1 protein-coding gene is annotated in these 251 nt (G+C 57.8%); it reads right to left on the reverse strand.

Annotated elements, in window-relative coordinates; all coding sequences use genetic code 11:
* Positions 1–34: 34 nt before the first annotated feature.
* Positions 35–251 (reverse strand): DUF6950 family protein (locus tag SB775_RS32020; protein ID WP_410865317.1); only part of this gene is annotated, 217 nt, incomplete at its 5' end.

Here is a 251-nt window from a genome sequence, read left to right on the forward strand (position 1 = left end):
GTGAAAATCATGGAGATTTTGCCTTCAGATCAGGTCAGGTGCGAAATGCCGCTATGCAGTCGGTGACGCGGAAATAGGCCGGCCCGGCAGCGGTCTTGGTTTCAAAGCGCCCGGACGCGCCGAGGCAAACGCCGACATGCTCGCCGCCATCAACAAGGATCACGACGATATCGCCGATCTGTGCCGATGCCGGCGCAATTTGCTCCAGATGCGAAGCGAAGAACGTTGTGAGCGATTTATGCCCGCGTTTG

It is taken from the genome of Peribacillus sp. SIMBA_075, from assembly GCF_046534585.1.